16 protein-coding genes are annotated in these 17,597 nt (G+C 34.4%); 8 read left to right on the top strand and 8 right to left on the bottom strand.

Translation table 11 applies throughout. The features are described from left to right. Positions 1-124 precede the first annotated feature (124 nt). The 3 genes from F6464_RS12305 to F6464_RS12295 form a co-directional block, all read right to left on the bottom strand. Entirely contained in the window at positions 125-1,198 is a 1,074-nt protein-coding gene (locus F6464_RS12305; protein ID WP_151108242.1) for a serine hydrolase domain-containing protein, read from the bottom strand. 271 nt (positions 1,199-1,469) lie between these two features. Continuing rightward, on the bottom strand, positions 1,470-1,844 hold the full coding sequence (locus F6464_RS12300) for a DoxX family protein (RefSeq protein ID WP_151108241.1): 375 nt from the start codon (positions 1,842-1,844) through the stop codon (positions 1,470-1,472). Positions 1,845-2,374: 530 nt separating this feature from the next. Further along, complete coding sequence (locus tag F6464_RS12295) at positions 2,375-3,004, bottom strand: DUF4145 domain-containing protein (protein ID WP_151108240.1); 630 nt, start codon at positions 3,002-3,004, stop codon at positions 2,375-2,377. A 193-nt stretch (positions 3,005-3,197) separates the two neighbouring features. Between F6464_RS12295 and F6464_RS12290 the strand changes: the two genes are divergently transcribed. The 4 genes from F6464_RS12290 (at position 3,198) to F6464_RS12275 (ending at position 8,704) form a co-directional block, all read left to right on the top strand. Continuing rightward, positions 3,198-3,743 (top strand): DUF1697 domain-containing protein, encoded by a 546-nt coding sequence (locus tag F6464_RS12290; RefSeq protein WP_151108239.1) that lies wholly within the window; start codon positions 3,198-3,200, stop codon positions 3,741-3,743. Positions 3,744-4,215: 472 nt separating this feature from the next. Beyond that, positions 4,216-5,697 (top strand): aminopeptidase P N-terminal domain-containing protein, encoded by a 1,482-nt coding sequence (locus F6464_RS12285; protein ID WP_151108238.1) that lies wholly within the window; start codon positions 4,216-4,218, stop codon positions 5,695-5,697. Between the two features lie 8 nt (positions 5,698-5,705). Further along, the gene (locus tag F6464_RS12280) at positions 5,706-7,799 is read left to right on the top strand and encodes a M1 family metallopeptidase (RefSeq protein WP_151108237.1); all 2,094 of its coding nucleotides are present in this window, start codon (positions 5,706-5,708) and stop codon (positions 7,797-7,799) included. Positions 7,800-7,801: 2 nt separating this feature from the next. Then, positions 7,802-8,704: a patatin-like phospholipase family protein gene (locus tag F6464_RS12275; RefSeq protein ID WP_151108236.1), complete on the top strand. Its 903-nt coding sequence runs from the start codon at positions 7,802-7,804 to the stop codon at positions 8,702-8,704. Here F6464_RS12275 and F6464_RS12270 read toward each other — a convergent pair. Beyond that, positions 8,699-9,220 (bottom strand): DUF7935 family protein, encoded by a 522-nt coding sequence (locus tag F6464_RS12270; protein ID WP_151108235.1) that lies wholly within the window; start codon positions 9,218-9,220, stop codon positions 8,699-8,701. The two genes, F6464_RS12275 and F6464_RS12270, sit on opposite strands and share 6 nt — an antisense overlap. Positions 9,221-9,322: 102 nt before the next feature. Here F6464_RS12270 and F6464_RS12265 point away from each other — a divergent pair, with 102 nt between their 5' ends. The 3 genes from F6464_RS12265 (at position 9,323) to F6464_RS12255 (ending at position 13,178) form a co-directional block, all read left to right on the top strand. After that, complete coding sequence (locus F6464_RS12265) at positions 9,323-10,096, top strand: sulfite exporter TauE/SafE family protein (RefSeq protein WP_151108234.1); 774 nt, start codon at positions 9,323-9,325, stop codon at positions 10,094-10,096. Between the two features lie 92 nt (positions 10,097-10,188). Continuing rightward, positions 10,189-12,522, top strand: a complete 2,334-nt coding sequence (locus F6464_RS12260; protein WP_151108233.1) for an ATP-dependent helicase — start codon at positions 10,189-10,191, stop codon at positions 12,520-12,522. A 35-nt stretch (positions 12,523-12,557) separates the two neighbouring features. Next, a complete protein-coding gene (locus F6464_RS12255) occupies positions 12,558-13,178 on the top strand; it encodes an L-threonylcarbamoyladenylate synthase (protein WP_151108232.1) in 621 nt (206 codons plus the stop codon). A gap of 34 nt (positions 13,179-13,212) precedes the next feature. On the opposite strand, the gene F6464_RS12250 is transcribed toward F6464_RS12255, so the two are convergent. The 4 genes from F6464_RS12250 to F6464_RS12235 all read right to left on the bottom strand — a co-directional run bounded on the left by F6464_RS12250 (position 13,213) and on the right by F6464_RS12235 (position 16,529). Next, a complete protein-coding gene (locus tag F6464_RS12250) occupies positions 13,213-13,983 on the bottom strand; it encodes a hypothetical protein (protein WP_151108231.1) in 771 nt (256 codons plus the stop codon). Positions 13,984-14,162: 179 nt separating this feature from the next. Further along, positions 14,163-14,996, bottom strand: a complete 834-nt coding sequence (locus tag F6464_RS12245) for an OmpA/MotB family protein (protein ID WP_151108230.1) — start codon at positions 14,994-14,996, stop codon at positions 14,163-14,165. A 76-nt stretch (positions 14,997-15,072) separates the two neighbouring features. Next, positions 15,073-16,065 carry a glycosyltransferase family 2 protein gene (locus tag F6464_RS12240; protein ID WP_151108229.1) on the bottom strand — a complete coding sequence of 331 codons (993 nt, stop codon included), beginning with the start codon at positions 16,063-16,065 and terminating at the stop codon, positions 15,073-15,075. Between the two features lie 2 nt (positions 16,066-16,067). Beyond that, positions 16,068-16,529 carry a type I restriction enzyme HsdR N-terminal domain-containing protein gene (locus F6464_RS12235; protein WP_151108286.1) on the bottom strand — a complete coding sequence of 154 codons (462 nt, stop codon included), beginning with the start codon at positions 16,527-16,529 and terminating at the stop codon, positions 16,068-16,070. Between the two features lie 63 nt (positions 16,530-16,592). Here F6464_RS12235 and holA point away from each other — a divergent pair, with 63 nt between their 5' ends. After that, positions 16,593-17,597 (top strand): DNA polymerase III subunit delta, encoded by a 1,005-nt coding sequence (gene holA, locus F6464_RS12230; RefSeq protein ID WP_151108228.1) that lies wholly within the window; start codon positions 16,593-16,595, stop codon positions 17,595-17,597.

Genomic DNA, 17,597 nt, shown 5'->3' with positions numbered 1-17,597 from the left:
CGAAATGGAAGGAAGGAGATTGTTTGTTGGAGAAAAGGAGAATATCACAAAAATAAAACTCGCTTATTCCTAAATATTAGGAGTTAAACGAGGTTGTATAGTTGTAGGTAGTTTTTGAATTGGCTTACTTTATCACAGCATTGATCTTCTCCCAAAGCGCATTATCAAAACCAGATATGGCAAAATTTGGATTGTCAGGGTCAGAAGCGTCACCCATTCGTACAATAACCATGTTTTTGCTTGGCACTACATAGATGCGCTGATCACTGGCTCCCATAGCCGCATACATATCTGCAGGTGCATTTGGTATTAATGAACCTGGATAAACGGTTTGCTCACTCGGAATCATGTATTTTGTTTTCCCATTCAACCACCACAAGTAGCCGTAGGAGGGATTGATATTTTGAGAAGTTGCCGTACTTTCATTAAAAAAGGTTTCATTGATAATTTGCTCATTATTCCATTTTCCTTTGTTGAGCGCTAGAAGACCAAATCGTGACATACTCCTCGTAGTGCTGTTATAAATGGTAAAGATGGTTCCGAAATTCCAAAAGCCATCCATGCCTATTTTGTCCTTTAGTTTTTCGTTGAAATAGGTCTCAAAAGGTTTTCCACTGGCATCGGCGACTACATCGGTCAATTTCTGAAAAACATTGCTGTAGGCCCATCTCGTTCCGGCATCAGCAACATAGGTAAGGTTGGGTTTTACTATTAATTGTTTGCTATCATCAATTCCAGAAGTCATGGTCAATAGGTTTCTAACGGTAATTTGGTTTTCTTTAGCCAAAGGCATGTTGGTCCATGATGTTCCGAGATAATCGGAAGCTTTATTGTTTATAGCCAATAGACCCTCTTGTTGCGCAATTCCTGTGGTTGTGGCTACCAATGTTTTACCTGCACTGTTCCATTGCCAAGTGTCTGTTGCGGTATGACCGTTAAAATAGTCTTCCATGACAATTCTTCCATTGACCACTATCATGAACGATTTGGTATTTTTGTCTATGAGAAAATCTTTCAAGGGTTGCACAGCACTTTCATTCCAACCTAGACTAGAGAGTGATTTTGTTTCCCAAGTGGAACTTGTTGTTGGAGGGAAATACATCGCTTCGGTAGGTTTAGGTTGGACTGTATCGTCACTGTTGCTGCAACTGGAAATAGACAAGGATATCAGGATAAAAAGGGCAAAAGACTTTCTCATGGTTTTTGGTTTTTCATTTGCTAATTGGACAGTTTTTTTACCAAAAGGTTTAAAAACAGTTTAATTTAAGCCGTAAGGTGAAATAAATTTTTAACCACATAGGCACATAGAATTAGTTTGTATTTAAAAGAGTCGAATAGGTATTTTACTTTTCACATAGCCAATCTATGTGAAAAATAATATTATTTCTATTCATTTTTTAACGATTAATCGTAAATCTATGTATCTATGTGGTACATTTTTTTATTTAATTTGAATTTAACCTAACGAGTTAATTTACTTTATCAGGGTTCAATTTGTGGTAGTAAATGTAGGAAACGGCTAATATTGCGAATACTACCAATGGGAAGAATGTTTGCCCGTTGATGCCATCTACTGCACCGTGGCTGATGGTGGCAAAAATAAAGTCAAAAGCGAAACCGGCGTAGGCCCATTCTTTGACACGTTTGGGGATTTGTGGAATAACCAATGCCAAAACGCCTAAAACTTTAAACACAACCAAGGCATTGCCGAAATACTCTGGGTAGCCTAGGTGTTTTATTCCTTCTTTTGCCATTTCTGATTGAAAAGTTAAGGCGGGCATAAGTCCTTCAAATAAAGCGATGATCGTGGTCGCTGTCCAAAATACTATTTTTTCTTTTTTCATGGTATATGGGTTATTATTGGTTTATTGATATTTTTTTTAACTCTAAACGAAAATACTAAAAAAAAGTAACAATTTAAAAAATGGGCTAAGCGATTTGTTTTTGCAGGAAGATCAATTCTTTAAGCAATAAAGTTTACAGCTAACGGCACCAAACGAGTAAACAAAATGAAATTTCAGGTTTATTTGTACGTTTCATCAGTACAAAGATGAGAACTTGTCCGCTTGAGGCAACTAATTGACCGCGGTGACTTATGCAGTTGACCGCGGTCAAATACTAAAGTCACCGCGGTCATTTTATATTTTCTTCAGGACAAATAGTTGATTGGATACGTATGGAATTGGATGGTCGTACTGATTAAATTGGATTTTGTTGGTTTGTGCACACGATAGGATTTGCTTAGGAGCGCGGGATTTTTACTATCCGCGTTGCAAACACTATGATTTTTTGTTTTGATTTATTTAGGTACTAGATGCAATCGAGCACCAGAAAATTTGGATAGACGAGTGCTAGTTGGGGTTGTTGTACCCAGTTATTTTTTATCGCGTTGTTCAATTCCTTCTTTTTTTTCATTCGGTAGGCTTTCATATATTCCTCCAACTCTTTTTGGTAAGTCAATCATATATTCCACTATAACATTAACCAACTTAAAAAGTTGCCCGACTGTTTCTGGATTATCAGTATCAATTTGGCCAGGATGAACAGCATCGTTACCTGTTACTCTTACGATGTCTAATGATTGTTGAACAATTTTAGGTAATCCTTTGTTAACTAAATTTCCAATGTCGGTATTTATATTTTTTCCGTCTTCACCCAATTCTTTAGTCAGAACTTGAATTGCTAGTCTTAATAAAGCTGCTGCTCCACGTGGTGATTTTGAGTGTATTGATGCAGCTTCTCTGTACAGTTTTAGAACATTTTCAGGCATTTCTGTATTCGGAAATGGAGCATTTCCATTATCAGGATATAATAATTTTTCGAAAACCCAAAGAGTGTTTTTTTCACAATGGTCACAAGTTCCAATTCTAATGGGATATTCTTCCTGAAATTGATGTCCTCTTTGACTTTCCCAATCAAACTTTCTCCATTCTTGTTTGGATAAAGTTCCACATTGTGGACAAGTAAAAGATTTTAAGAATGACTGTGGTTCAATATAATTCATTTTTTCTACGATTTTCGGTATAATTGGGTACAACTTGTGAATACTCGATACAAACTATCGCCAATCATCCCATTTATGTAGAGATTGGCGATACTCGCTAGCACATCAGTTTCAAAGATACTATTTTTTTCAAAAAGTTGCATTTTATTCTATACCGCAATCCTTATATTTGAATACTCTTAAATATCTTTTTATGATAACTCATCTTGCACTGCTGCGCGGCATCAATGTTTCTGGTCACAACACCCTCAAAATGGAGGCACTCAAAGCCACGCTTGAGGGCATAGGATTTCAAAACGTGCTCACCTACATCCAGTCGGGCAACGTTTTTGTAGATTCTCCAGAGGAGCAACCTGCCAAAGTGGGCTTTCTCATCAAGCAGGAAATCTTCAAGGTTTTTGGGCACGAAGTTCCCGTTGTGGTTATTGGCAAACAAGATTTAGAGGCCTGTTTCCAAAACAATCCTTTTTTGAAAGCGACTGATGCAGATACTAAGAAATTGTATGTGGCTTTTATCTCGACTAGTTTGCGAAGCGACAGCATCAGCGACCTAAAGATGAGTCAGGTCAAACCCGATGAAGCACATATTGATGGCAGTAGAATTTATATCAAATATGCTGTGGGAGCAGGAAAAACCCGATTGGAACAAAAATACATTGAGAAAAAATTGAATGTTACCGCCACCATCCGCAACTGGAATACCGTCACGCAGTTATTGAAACTCTACGAAGAGAAATAGGCCAGCACTCAACGTAATTAAGATAAGATTTTATTATCATTTCGACCAATGGGAGAAATCACAAAACAGGAATACTATATGAGATTCCTCCTTCATCGGAATAGACAAGGTTGAAATAATTTTTATTGGTCTCGAAAATAGTTAAAAAACTGCCTTTCGGCAGACAAGTATGCACTTTAGTGCATTTACCTTTCAGGTTCTAAAAATGTTTACCACAGATTCGCAGATTAATTTTTGCTTGATTAATTAAAATCTGTGAATCTGCGGTTAGATTCTTTGACATCGTTTTAGCCATTCAGACTTTTAGTCTGCTAACCAAACCTACGGACTTATAGTCATGGTGGTTTAGTTGACTTAACGATATTGGACTATAACTACCAAAAAATGCTAAAGATTTATTAATTTAGAATCAAATACAACGCTAGTATTTTAAAAATCATAAATTTACTTGAACAAACAGAACACTTTTAAGATGAAATCGAAACTTACTTTTATAATCGCCCTCTTCTTCGTTACCCTTACTTGGGCACAAAGCGGAACGCCAACAGATTACCTCACCAATCAATTTCATAAAGAACGAAGAGAAGCCTTGCGCAAAAAGATGCCTAAGAACAGTGTCGCAGTATTTTTTGCCAACCCCATACGCAATAGAGCCAATGACGTTGATTATGTGTACCACCAAGACCCTAATTTTTATTACCTAACGGGATATTCAGAACCTAATAGTGTATTGCTTGTTTTTTCTGACAATCAAACCAACATGGAAGGCAAGACCTATAACGAACTGCTGTATGTACAAGAAAAAAATCCTAAAAGAGAACTCTGGACGGGCATTCGCCTTGGGACTGAAGGCGCTAAAAGCAAGTTGGGGTTTGAGAATTCCTTGAACGGGGCAGCGTTTCTAAAATCAGGAATCGATTTTTACAGTTTCGATAATGTCCTTTTTACCGATTTTGAGGAGGATGTTCGAAATGCCAAAAATGAAGAGGCCGATTTGTACAAATTGATCGCTTCTTTTAAAAGTCAGATAGGCTATAACATTGCTTTGGAAACTGCGAATAACTCTAATTTTCAGAATGAGAACAAACAAAAAAGTATTTCATCAAAAAGGGCTAATATCAATGTATCGGCACTAGAAAGCTATATGGCAAGTTTGCGAGAGATTAAGTCTAAGGAAGAGCTGGTTTTGTTGACCAAAGCGATTCGTATTTCGGCAGTAGGGCAAATCGAAACGATGAAAGCCATGCATCCCGGCATGTCGGAGGCAGAAATACAGGGCGTGCATGAGTTTATCTACAAAAAATACGGAAGCGAATATGAAGGCTATCCTTCTATTGTGGGTGGAGGTAACAACGGTTGTGTGTTGCACTATGTAGAAAACAGTAAAACCAAAGTCGATAATGAATTGGTATTAATGGATTTGGGAGCCGAATATCATGGCTATACTGCCGATGTTACTAGAACCATTCCTGCTAATGGTACTTTTTCTGTAGAACAAAAATTGATTTATGATTTGGTCTATGAGGCTCAAGATGCGGGAATAGCAGAGGTAAAAATTGGAAACAGTTTTGGTGCCCCTGACCAAGTAGCACGCAGAATTATCAGTAATGGTTTGCTAAAACTGGGAATCATCAATAGGCTGGAAGATGCTAGAATTTATTTCCCGCATGGGACTTCGCATCACATTGGCTTAGATGTTCACGACCCGGGTGCTTACAATGCCTTTGAAGAAAATATGGTGCTTACGGTGGAACCTGGTATCTACATTCCCATAGGGAGCAATTGTGATAAAAAATGGTGGGGAATTGCCGTACGAATTGAAGATGATATCCTTGTCACTACAAAAGGCCCCATAAATTTATCGGCAGAAGCTCCGAGAAAATCAGATGAAATAGAAGCATTAATGAAGCAAAAAAGTGTTTTGGATGCCTTTAGTTTACCAAAATTAGATTGACACAAACTATGAAGTTTCTCCTCCTCTTAGTTTCGGTTTTTAGCTTTGCACAGCAAACGAAAGTAGTTGATTTTAAAACTATTAACGCAATTTTAGATATAAACCCAATCAAACGGAATGTAGTTGGTAAATGCGAGTATACTTTTGAAGTAAATCAAAAAATTGATACCATCAGGATTGATGCTCAAAAAATGGAGTTTTCGAGTGTGAAGATTAATGGGTTTGATGTAAAATTTAAAGCCAATAAAAAGCAGTTTTTACTCTTTGAAGGTTTTAAAAACGGGACAAACACTTTAACTTTCAACTATGAAGCTTTTCCTACTCAGGCCATGTATTTTGTAAATTGGGATTTTTCAAAGGAAATGAATACTCCTGAAAAAGTACAAGGACAAATTTGGACACAAGGACAAGGCAGATATACCAGCAATTGGTTGCCCAGTTTTGATGATGTAAATGAGAAAGTGGTTTTTGGTTTGACTATTGCTTTTCAGAAAAGTTTTGAAGTTATTTCTAACGGAATTTTAGTAAATAAAACTGAAAATGGCGATAGTATTTCATGGCACTATCAAATGCAAAAGCCTATGAGTAGTTACTTGTTGATGCTGGCAATTGGTCATTTTCAAAAACAAGAGCAAAGGGCAACTTCACAAACACCATTAGAGTTTTATTTTGAGAAAGGCGATAGTAACAAAATAGAACCAACCTACAGATACAGTAAACAAGTGTTCGATTTTTTGGAAAAAGAAATAAGTTTTCCTTATCCTTGGGAAGTGTATCGTCAAGTACCGGTTCGTGATTTTCTTTATGCAGGAATGGAAAATACCACAACAACCCTTTTTTCTAGAGATTTTGTAGTTGATAGTATTGGTTATCATGACAGGAGATATCTCAATATCAATGCTCATGAACTAGCGCACCAATGGTTTGGAAATTTGGTTACAGCTAAGTCGGGAAAAGAACATTGGCTTCAAGAAGGTTTTGCAACTTATTATTCCTTATTGGCAGAACGAGAAGTTTTTGGAGAGGATTATTTTTACAACGAATTATACAAAACATCCAGGCAAATTGCACAAGCTTCAAAAACAGATACCATTCCAGTTTTAAACGAAAAAGCGAGTTCATTAACTTTTTATCAAAAAGGAGCTTGGGCATTACATGTCTTGCGAGAAGCTTTAGGTAAAGACAAATTCAATTTGGCAGTAAAAAACTATTTAGAGAAATGTGCTTATCAAAATGTTACAACCGATGATTTTTTGTCGGAAATTGATTTGATTTCTAATTATGATACAAAAGCTTTTCGAAAAAGATGGTTAGAAGCTACAAATTTTCCTAAGGAAGAGGTGAATATCTTGCTTCAAAAAAATGATTTTGTAAAGCAATACATGCAATTATTTGAAACACCTTTAGATATAGTTACAGATAAAGAATCAATTTTAAAACTAATAAATAGCGATGTTTATTTTCCTATAAAAGAGTTATTGATATACCAATCTGAATCAATGGCATTTGAACCGAAAGAATATTTACTATTAGCTGCCTTAAAAACAAATGAATTGCATGTTCGTCAAGCAGTAGCGTCAAGTCTGGCTTCAATTCCGGAAAATTTCCGATTGCAGTATGAAACATTATTATTTGATGAATCATACGAAACTAAAGAAATTGCTTTAGTCAATTTATGGAAAAATTTCCCTAAATTTAGGGAAGAATATATAGAACTATCTAAGAATTGGATTGGTTTTGAAGATAAAAATTTAAAATTACAGCATCTTTCATTGGCGTATTTAACCTATAAAAATGATAGTAAAAAAATTAAAGTTTATCAGGAATTGTTAAGTTATACTGGAACTAATTATGATTCAGGTATACAACAAAATGCTTTGCAAAAGTTATTGAATTTAAAAATTAATACAAAAGAAATATTTATAAGTTTAGCATACGGTACTGGAAATCACCGTTGGCAGTTTGTAAAATTCTCGAGAGATACCATTCGTAAATTAATAAAAGAAGAAAAAAACAGGGCTATCTTTAATGAGATTCTACCTCAATTGCCTGTTAGAGAAAAAACACAATTGAAACGATTATTAGATGAAAAAATAATGTAATTATGAGAGCATTAGTGATTTCTGGGGGCGGAAGTAAAGGGGCATTTGCTGGAGGTGTTGCACAATATTTGCTAGAAAATAAAAATAGATACAGTTTATTTCTGGGAACCTCCACTGGCAGTTTATTAATTCCGCATTTGGCATTAGGAAATATTGATAAAATTAAAAGTATCTACACAAATGTGACCATGGATAAAGTTTTTGATGTCAATCCGTTCATTGTAAAAAAGAATGATGGTATGGATACAGTTTCTATCAATCATTTTAATGTAATTTTGCAATTTTTAAGAGGCAGAAGGACTTTTGGAGAGAGTCATAGACTTAGAAAATACATTGCAACGAGTTTCACAGAATCAGAATTTGATTCACTAAAAGCCTCTAAAAAAGATGTTGTTGTTACCGTTACGAATCTTTCTAGAAATGAAGTAGAATATAAAAGTATAAAAGATTTTAGTTACTCCGAGTTTTGTGATTGGATTTGGATTTCATGCAATTACATTCCGTTTATGAGTATAACAAATAAAAAAGGATGTGATTATGGAGATGGAGGATTTACAAGTTTGGTTCCAATTCATGAAGCCATTATTCGTGGAGCAACTGAAATAGATGTTGTTATTTTAGAAATTGAAAAAAACAACAAAGTAAGAGTGATTGGCAAAAACCCGTTTTCATTAATGGTAAATTTGTTCGGAACTTTATTAGATCAGGTAGAAAAACATGATGTAATAATTGGAAAACTAACTGCAAACACTAAAAATGTAAAGCTTAATTTATATTACACACCTACCAAGCTAACTAACAATGCCCTAATTTTTAATAAAAGGAACATGAAAAGATGGTGGAATCAAGGGTATAAATATGCCAAAAATAAAAGTCAAAACATAAGTGAAATAAAAGAGCTATAGAAACTCGTTGATTTCGTTTTTCAAAAAGCTTAAAGCTGCACTGCTAGGAGTTTGTTTATCCATCAGGTCACTCAAAATCACCTCGCGTAACTTATCTGCACTATCTACACGCTCACTCATACTCGCTTTCCGAATCATTTGTATGGTAGCATTTTTTGCAGTAATAATAATCGTCCAACATGCATCAGACATGTAAATTTGCTGTGTTAAATTGTGCTCAAATTCCTGTTCTATTTGGGCAATTACATAATTTTCATAATCGTTTTTGTTAGAAGAGATAGGTGTAATACGTATTAATAGTTTTGTAGGATTGATACGTTCCAAAAACAAAACCATACGTTCAAAAGCTTGTAATCGAAGTGGTAAAGCATCTTTTTGAGCATCTTTATTCAATAAATAACGACGTCTTCCTTCTTCATTTTTGGTGTGTAAATCAAAAAAGTAATAAGCCACAACTCCAGTAATTAAAGCGGGCAAAGTGTAAGCAAGTAATTCTATTATTTTTGTGGTATCCATTTTATATTTATTTACGAGAACAAAAATAGGATATAACTAGTAGAACCAAAACGGAAATGGATTTTTTTTCGAATTAAATCTTACTTTTGATAAATTTAATGAATGACTGAGTCTGCAATTCTTATTGTATTGTGCCTAGCTGCTTTTGTAGCAGGATTTGTCGACGCTATTGTAGGCGGTGGAGGCTTAATTCAAACACCACTAGGATTAATTCTTCTGCCCAATTTGCCAGTTGCAACTGTTATTGGAACTTTAAAAATCCCTTCTTTCAGTGGAACCTTTTTTGCAGCTTTCCAATACCTCAAAAAAGTTAAAATGAATTGGAAGTTGCTACTCATTATGATGGTTTTAGCAGTACCATCCGCTTTTATAGGTTCGACAGTATTGACCTATGTAAGCAATGATTTCATGAAACCTTTGTTACTTGTGGTGCTTTCGTTGTTAGTAATTTACACCTATGTAAAGAAAAATTTCGGACTTCATGCTGAAAAGTTCCATTCCTCAAAACAACAAATTTTATATGCGGTGTTAATCAGTTTTTTTATAGGTTTCTACGATGGTTTTATAGGTCCAGGAACTGGAAGTTTTTTGGTTTTGGCATTTATAGTTCTACTTGGTTTTGATTTTCTTCAGGCTTCCGCCAATGCTAAAATGGTCAACTTAGCCACAAATTTCGGCTCAATCTGCTTGTTTATCATCAAAGGAAAAATCATTTGGATGATAGCTATTCCAATGGCGATTTGTAATGCGATTGGCGGATTTATAGGCGCTAAATTAGCTATTAATAAAGGCAATACATTCATTCGAATTTTCTTTTTGATTGTTGTTGTAGGAACATTAATCCGATTTGCATATGATGTCTTTCTGAAAAAATAAAAACACTCATAAATTCTAAAAGGAAATGCCTCGATGCTCTAAATTCTTCATTCTAAATCGCTATTTTTGCATACAACAATTCCATTTTAGAAATGCAGCAATACATTAGCCAACTCAACGAAGCCCAACAAGAACCTGTTCTCCAAAAAGACGGTCCTATGATTATTATTGCAGGAGCTGGCTCAGGAAAAACACGTGTTTTAACTATTCGAATAGCCTATTTGATGAGCCTTGGTGTAGATGCATTCAGTATTTTAGCATTGACTTTTACGAATAAGGCGGCACGAGAAATGAAAAATCGTATCTCGCAAATAGTAGGTGCCAGCGAAGCTAAAAACCTATGGATGGGAACGTTTCACTCGGTTTTTGCTCGAATTCTTCGTTCAGAAGCAGATAAATTGGGTTATCCTTCTAATTTCACTATTTATGATACGCAGGATTCCGTTCGATTGATTTCGGCAGTCATAAAAGAAATGCAATTGGACAAAGATATTTACAAACCCAAACAAATTTTAAGTAGAATATCCTCTTATAAAAACTCCTTAATTACGGTAAAAGCCTATTTCAATAACCCCGAATTGCAAGAGCAAGATGCTATGTCTAAAAAGCCTCGACTGGGTGAAATTTATCAAAATTATGTTGAGCGTTGTTTCAAATCTGGCGCAATGGATTTTGATGATTTGTTATTAAAAACCAATGAGTTATTGAATCGTTTTCCTGATGTTTTAGCCAAATACCAAGACCGTTTCAGATACATTTTAGTCGATGAGTACCAAGATACCAATCATTCACAATATTTAATTGTTCGTGCTTTATCCGATAGATTTCAGAATATTTGTGTCGTTGGTGACGATGCACAAAGTATTTATGCTTTTCGTGGCGCGAATATCAATAACATCTTAAATTTTCAGAAAGATTATGAAGGCGTAAAAACCTATCGATTGGAACAAAATTACCGTTCTACCAAAAATATTGTAGAAGCCGCTAATTCGATTATCGATAAAAATAAAACCAAATTAGACAAAGTGGTTTGGACGGCAAACGATTTTGGAAACAAAATAAAAGTCCATCGCAGTATAACCGATAGTGAAGAAGGTCGATTTGTAGCCAGTACCATTTGGGAACAAAAAATGCAAAATCAAATGATAAACGGTCAATTTGCCATTTTGTACCGTACCAATGCGCAATCGCGTGCTATGGAAGATGCGCTGAGAAAGCGAGATATTCCGTATCGAATTTATGGAGGGTTGTCGTTTTATCAACGCAAGGAAATTAAAGATGTTTTGTGCTATTTGCGATTGGTCATTAATCCAAAAGACGAAGAAGCATTAATTCGTGTCATTAATTATCCCGCGCGTGGAATTGGTGATACCACTGTCGAAAAACTCACGATAGCTGCTAATCATTACAGACGTTCTATTTTTGAAGTGATGCAAAACATCGATAAAATAGATTTAAAACTCAACTCTGGAACCAAGCAAAAGTTACAGGATTTTGTAACGATGATTCAGAGTTTTCAAGTCATAAATGAGAACCAAGATGCTTTTTATTTAGCCGATCATGTTTCTAAAAAAACAGGATTGGTTCAGGAATTAAAGAAAGATGCCACACCCGAAGGAATTGCCAAAATTCAGAATATAGAAGAACTTTTAAACGGTATTAAAGACTTTACCGAAGGGCAAAAAGAAATTGATGGTGCCCGTGGAGCCTTGTCTGAATTTATGGAAGATGTCGCCTTGGCAACCGATTTAGACAAAGACACTTCCGATGAAGACCGTGTAGCTTTGATGACCATACATTTGGCAAAAGGGTTAGAATTTCCCTATGTTTTTGTGGTAGGAATGGAAGAAGATTTGTTTCCAAGTGCCATGAGTATGAGTACACGAAGCGAACTGGAAGAAGAACGTCGATTGTTTTATGTGGCTTTAACTCGTGCCGAAAAACAAGCCTATTTGACGTATGCGCAATCGCGTTACCGTTGGGGAAAATTGACCGATAGTGAACCTTCGCGTTTTATTGAAGAAATTAATGGTGAATATCTGGAATACCTCACAGCAGAGGAAACAAATTACAGATACAAACCTATGATTGACAGTGATATCTTTGGAGATGTCGATAAATCAAAATTGCGATTGGCAAAACCAATAGGAGGAACGCCACCAAAATATATTACGGATAACGAACCAAAATCAGACATCAATATTCGGAAATTGAAACCCGTTTCCAGCAATGCACCTTCAGGAAGTGCCAATTTATTTGATAATAAACTCACCGTTGGCAATGTAGTCATGCACGAACGTTTCGGAAAAGGCGAAGTCATCAACCTTGAAGGCGTGGGAGCCGACAAAAAAGCCGAAATTAAGTTTGAAGTGGGTGGAATTAAAAAGTTATTGTTGCGATTTGCCAAATTGGATGTGATTGGGTAATTCCTAAATCACAATTCTTAAATCTTAAATTAATCATGTCACAATTCATAAAAATATACGAAGACAAACCCAATGAGGCTGCCATTAAAAAAGTAGTTGAGGTACTAAAGAATGGAGGCTTGGTAATTTACCCTACGGATACCGTTTATGGTTTGGGTTGCGATATTACGAATACCAAAGCCTTAGAACGTATTGCAAAAATTAAAGGAGTCAAGTTAGAAAAAGCGAATTTTTCGTTCATCTGTAATGATTTAAGTAATTTATCTGATTATGTTAAGCAAATTGATACGGCTACTTTTAAGTTATTAAAAAGAGCTTTGCCCGGACCATATACTTTTATTTTACCGGGCAATAACAACTTACCAAAGGAATTCAAAAAGAAAACAACGGTCGGAATTCGTATTCCAGATAATGCGATTGCCTTAGAGATTGTAAAAATGTTGGGTAATCCAATAGTTTCAACTTCTATTCGAGACGATGATGAAGTATTGGAATATTCTACAGATCCAGAACTCATTTTTGAAAAATGGCAAAATCGTGTCGATATGGTTGTTGATGGGGGCTATGGTGACAATATGGGTTCAACCATTATTGATTTGTCAGGTCATGAGCCTATTGTAGTAAGAGAAGGCAAAGGAAGTTTGGATATTCTTTAGTATTCAGATTATAAGAATGCAGCCTTTTGTAGAACTAATTGGGATTCAATTTTTTACTATTTTTTTCCAGTTGGAATCCAAATCCACAAAAGAGGTTGATTGAATGCATCTTGATTTCATCTCTAACGATAGTATAAGACGATGAAGGAAGGAGTTCAATATAACCTAATGAACCAATTATTCCTGGAAAAGTTAATGAAGTTCCTCCCAAAACGTATAAACCTTTTTTGCCTAATTGTAAATTGTATTTTACATCTATTCCCCAGTTAAATTGTGTAGCAGGACGAAAATCATCAATGCCAAATTCAGCTTTTGTTTGTGCATTAAGTGCATTGGAAGTTGGGATGGCCGTACCAATAAAAACTCCAGTGTAAAGTCCGTAAAATCCTTTTTTTTCTGAATTACTCAGCTGATATAATGCAGAGACTTTGACGAAAAGCATATTGGACAATAGAAAAGGATATTCTACTTTTTCAAAATTTTGAATGAGCCCGATATCTTGTTTATAATAACCTATTGAACTTTGCAGTTTTATATTTTTTTTTTGATATCCTAAAACTATTTCGGGAACAAAACATTCCTTAAAACCCGTGATAAGATGTTCTTTTTCATCATAAGAATTAGGATTATAACCACCAACTATTTCTGCTTGATTTTCAGAAGGACCAAAACTGTTTTGTATTGCTGTATGAAATTCAAAATAAAATGAATCTGATGGAACTTGTTGTGCGGAGACTTTACAGCTAAAAATAAAAAAACTGTATACTATTAAGCTAGTTGCTGATATTTTCCGAAGATTAATCATTGCTTTAGTATTTGAGAAGAAGAAATAAACGTTTTCGCTACTTATAAAGTGTAGTTTATGAGTATATTAAAAATAAATAATTTATATGTAAAACACTAATTTTTAGATAGTTTTTTTGTTTTTACCAAAAAAAACGTCCTGATTTCTCAGGACGTTTTGGATATTTTTAAAATCTGAAACTATTGTTGTTTCTTCATTTCTTTTTCAATCATTTCATAAAACTCATCAATTTTAGGAAGAATTACAATTCGAGTTCTTCTATTTATGCCTCTGTTTTCAGCAGTATTGTTCTGAACTAAAGGAATAAATTCGCTTCTTCCCGCTGCAATTAATTGAGATGGTTTTACTCCTAAATCTTTAGTAAGCACTCTTACAATAGCTGTAGAACGCTTTACGCTTAAATCCCAGTTGTCAATTAAAACACCATTTCCTATATAAGGAACATTGTCAGTGTGACCTTCTACCATACATTCAAAAGTAGGTTTGTCATTGATGATTTTAGCTACTTTAGCTAATACGCCTTTTGCTTTATCGCTTACATTATAACTACCACTTTTAAACAATAGTTTATCAGCAATAGAAATAAATACAACGCCTTTTTCTACGTTTACTTCAATATCTGGATCAGAAACGCCTACAGAACTTTTTATGCTTGTTACTAAAGCTAATGTTACACTATCTTTTTTAGTAAGAGCATCCTGCATTCTTGAAATTTTCAAGTCTTTTTCTTTAATGGTTTCTAAAGCTTTCTCAATGTTTTGAGCACCTTTAGTAGATAGAGTGGTCATGTTCCCCATGTTGTTAATCAAATCGGAATTGTTTTTCTTTAAAAACTCCATTTGGCTTGACATGGATTCTTTCTCCGTCAAACACGTATTTAATTTTACAGTACAAGAATTCAACAAATCCTGAATCTCTTTGTTTTTGCTCTCTAAGGCTGCAATTTTCTTTTTTGTTCCACATGAAGTTGTTAGCAAGGCAACTAATGATAGAGCTAAAATGATTCTTTTCATAAAAAGGGTTTTAATTATTGTGCAAAGTTACTGTTAAAATAAATTTCTACCAATTCTAATAGGATTTAAAGAAATGTTAAAATAGTTTTTCAAAAACAGTGCCACTTTTAACATAATAGGTAAAAACGATACTTTTTGTTTTATAGTATGTTTGTTTTTGAACAACATCTCTTTTTTTATAGTTTTCAGAAAAAAGACAATAAAAAGAATAGTGCGCTTTTAAAACTGCAAACCCATGCGAAAAATTACCTTGACTGATAAATTTTATTGCGGCAATACCGTCTAAAACCATTCGTATGAAAAGGGTGCTGTATAAAGAGGATTTGGGTAAATTTTTAACAAGCATTAATAAGGAATTTCTAAAATTCAAAAAAGTTTTTTTAGGGTTCCCTTTTTGCAAAGTAGCTCCACCTACATGATATACTACTGATTTGGAATTGTATGTAATGGTATAGCCTTTATTATAAGCTCGCCAACACAAATCAATTTCTTCCTGATGTGCAAAAAAATCGGCATCAAAACCCTTTAGTAATTTGTAAACGGAACTTCTAATAAAAAAACACGCCCCAGATGCCCAAAAAATGTCACAATCGTCATTGTATTGTTGGGTATCTTTTTCTAGGGTTTCAAAAATGCGACCTCGGCAAAAGGGATAGCCATATTTATCAATAAATCCGCCAGCTGCGCCTGCATATTCAAAATAGTCTTTGTTTTTATAATCTAAAATTTTAGGCTGAATGATAGCTGTTGTAGGTTCGTTACTAAACGTTTCCAGTATTGGTTGCAACCAGTTTTCAGTCACTTCAATATCCGAATTGACTAAAGCGTAAATATCGGCTTCGATGTATTTTAAAGCCTCATTATAGCCGCCAGCAAAACCGAAATTTTCTTTGTTTTCTATAATTTGTACTGTCGGAAAATTAGCTTTTAAAACGGAAATAGAATTGTCGGTCGATGCATTATCGGCAACATAAATTGTCGCTTCAGGAGAATATTTTAATAGTGATGGCAAAAACCGTTCTAATAGTTTAGATCCGTTCCAATTCAGTATAACGACAGCTATTTTCAAATTTACAATTTAGTGGTATTAGTTTCGAAATGAGGAAGCTCCTTCATAAAATGATACTTTTCATTATCAAAATCCATTTGGCAAAAGTAATGATTATGTCCGTTGGTTACCATTAAAAATTCAGCCCTTAAAGTTAGATTGTATCTCGCTATTTGATCAAAAGTATTTTGAGCAATTTTAATTTCGGGTGCTTTACATTCTATTAATATGCGTATGCTACCATCGGCATTAAAAACCACGACATCGTATCGCTTTTTTACATCATTAATTTTAAGTAGTTTCTCGACATTAATGTGTGACTTTGGATATTTTTTTTCCTGTAACAAGAACTGAACAACATGCTGACGCACCCATTCCTCTGGTGTGAGAATGATAAATTTTTTCCTGATTTCATCAAAGATAGCGACTTTATTTTCACTATTTTTGAAACGAAAGTTATAGGATGAAAAATTGAGTGGTTGCATGCCGCAAAAATAATATTTTAAATCCCAAATTTCGAATAAACGAATAATCAAATCAACATTTTTATGGATGAGGTTGTAAAAATTGTAAACGATATCAAGGCCGGAAACATAAAACCTATCTATTTTTTGATGGGAGAAGAACCCTATTATATTGATAAGTTGTCTGATTATATTGAAGAGCATGTACTAACCGAAGAGGAGAAAAGTTTTAATCAAACGGTTTTGTACGGACGTGATGTGACTGTAGAAGATATTATTTCTACAGCAAAACGATATCCTATGATGGCTGAACGTCAGGTTGTAATTATTAAAGAAGCACAAGATTTAACCAAAACAATCGACAAATTAGAAAGTTATGCCGAAAATCCAATGCTTTCAACGGTTTTGGTCATTTGTTATAAATATAAAACACTAGACAAACGTAAAAAAGTAACAAAGGAGTTGGCTAAATCGGGTTTGATATACGAAAGTAAAAAATTGTATGAAAACCAAGTAGGCGAGTGGATAAAACGGGTATTACAAGGTAAAAATTACACTATCGAACCTAAGGCATCAGCGATGTTGGTAGAATTCTTAGGAACCGATTTGAGTAAAATAAATAACGAATTAGAAAAGTTACAAATTATATTGCCTAAGGGTAGTATGATTACAGCCATGCATATTGAGGAAAATATTGGTTTTAGTAAAGACTTTAATGTTTTTGAATTGAGAAAATCGCTTGGCGAACGCAATCAACTGAAAAGTTATAAAATTGTAAACTATTTTGCTGAAAACCCTAAAGAAAATAATATAGTAATGGTAGTTGGACTGGTTTTTAGTTTTTATGTTCAGCTATTAAAGTATCACGGATTAAAAGATAAAAATCCTAATAATGTAGCTAAAGTTCTTGGCGTAAATCCTTTCTTTTTAAAAGATTATGACGTAGCACTTAAAAATTATCCAATGAAAAAAGTAAGTCAAATTGTAGCGTCCCTGCGCAATGTTGATGTCAAAAGTAAAGGCGTTGGTGCAAATGCATTACCGCTTCATGATTTGTATAAAGAAATGTTGTTAGGAATTTTTAGTTAA

Source organism: Flavobacterium luteum, assembly GCF_008806775.1.
Classification (GTDB): domain Bacteria; phylum Bacteroidota; class Bacteroidia; order Flavobacteriales; family Flavobacteriaceae; genus Flavobacterium; species Flavobacterium luteum.
Note: the sequence above shows the minus strand (reverse complement) of the source record. Positions and strands in the feature narration are given on the sequence as shown.